Annotated in this window: 1 protein-coding gene and 1 tRNA gene; both read left to right on the top strand. The window is 67.3% G+C overall.

The genetic code is table 11. The features are described 5' to 3' along the window. The first annotated feature begins 25 nt into the window (after nucleotides 1-25). A tRNA-Ser gene (locus tag QF777_11865) sits at nucleotides 26-112 on the top strand. Between the two features lie 48 nt (nucleotides 113-160). Further along, entirely contained in the window at nucleotides 161-1,429 is a 1,269-nt protein-coding gene (gene dnaX / locus QF777_11860; GenBank protein ID MDP6912238.1) for a DNA polymerase III subunit gamma/tau, read from the top strand. Nucleotides 1,430-1,477: the final 48 nt, after the last annotated feature.

Genomic DNA, 1,477 nt, shown 5'->3' with positions numbered 1-1,477 from the left:
CGGATCCCGGCCCCGGCCGGTTCCCGGAGGGATGCGAGAGCGGACGATTCGGCACGCCTGGAACGCGTGTGTGGCTTTACGGTCACCGTGGGTTCGAATCCCACTCCCTCCGCCGACACGTCCCCGGCTTCCCGTCACCATCCGGTTGTAGGGTCGGCCCGTGGCCTATATCTCCCTCTACCGTCGGTACCGACCGCGTCGGTTCGCCGAGATACGAGGCCAGGAACACGTGGTGGCGGCACTGAGAAACGCTGTGGCCGAGGAGCGAGTCCTGCACGCTTACCTGCTCAGCGGGCCGCGTGGAACGGGAAAGACGACAGCGGCCCGGATCTTGGCCAAGGCGCTGAATTGCACCCATCTCGAGGCCGGTGAGCCATGTTGCGGGTGCGACTCGTGCGAGGCCGTAGACGCTGGGAGGTCGTTCGACCTTCACGAGCTGGATGCGGCGTCCAACAACAAGGTCGACGACATACGTGACCTCTTAGCCAAGGTGGCCCTCGGGACCCCTGGCCGCACGAAGGTGTACCTGTTGGATGAGGTCCACATGCTCACTCCGGGGGCCGAGAACGCGCTACTCAAGACTCTGGAGGAACCGCCGGACCACGTGGTCTTCGTCCTGGCCACAACCGAGCCCCACAAGGTGGTTGAGACGATTCGGAGCCGATCCCAGCACCTGGAGCTAAATCTGCTTCCGTCCGAACAACTGGAGGCCCTGGTCCGGGACGTGGTGGCTGACGCCGGCCTCGAGGTGGACGATGCTGGAATCTCCTACGTAGTACGCGCTGGGCGGGGTTCGGCTCGTGACACGTTGTCGGCCCTGGACCGGGTGGTGGCCGGCGGCATCACCGACGATGACAGCACCACCGACGCCCTGTTGGCTGCTCTGGCCGGCAGCGATGCGGGTGCGGCGCTTGGAGCGCTGGCTGCAGGGATCACCCGGGGCCGTGAACCCCGAGTCACCGGCGAGGCTTTGCTGGCAGCCCTTCGGGAGGCCTTCCTTGTGTCGATGGGCGTACCGGTCACCCAACTGCCTGAGGCGGACCGGGTCCGCGCTGAGGCTTTCGCCGGGGAAGTCACCCCGGCGGTCATCACCCGGGCCCTCGAGGCCTTGGGCGCCGCGTTGGTGGCTATGCGCCGCTCACCGGATCCGCGGGTGGATCTGGAGGTTGCCTTGGTGCGCCTCACCAGCGCTGGCGCCCCATCTGGTGCGACAGGTGGCCCGATGCCTGGTTCAGCGGCTGGTGATGGTCTCGGAGCAACCATCGCTTCCCTCACCAGGCGGGTTGAACGTCTCGAGGCTGCTTTGGAGTCGGGTGGCCGCCTGCCCGTCGAGCTTTCAGCTCCGGTAGTTCCCCCCACCTCATCCGTGCCGCCCGTACCACCACCACCACCCCCCACACCACCCCCACCACCACCACCATATAGATAGGCGGGGGGGGGTGCGGGGGCCCGGGGGCGGGGTCCCCAGGGGTATTGC

This window comes from Acidimicrobiales bacterium, from assembly GCA_030747595.1.
Classification (GTDB): domain Bacteria; phylum Actinomycetota; class Acidimicrobiia; order Acidimicrobiales; family MedAcidi-G1; genus UBA9410.
Note: the sequence above shows the minus strand (reverse complement) of the source record. Positions and strands in the feature narration are given on the sequence as shown.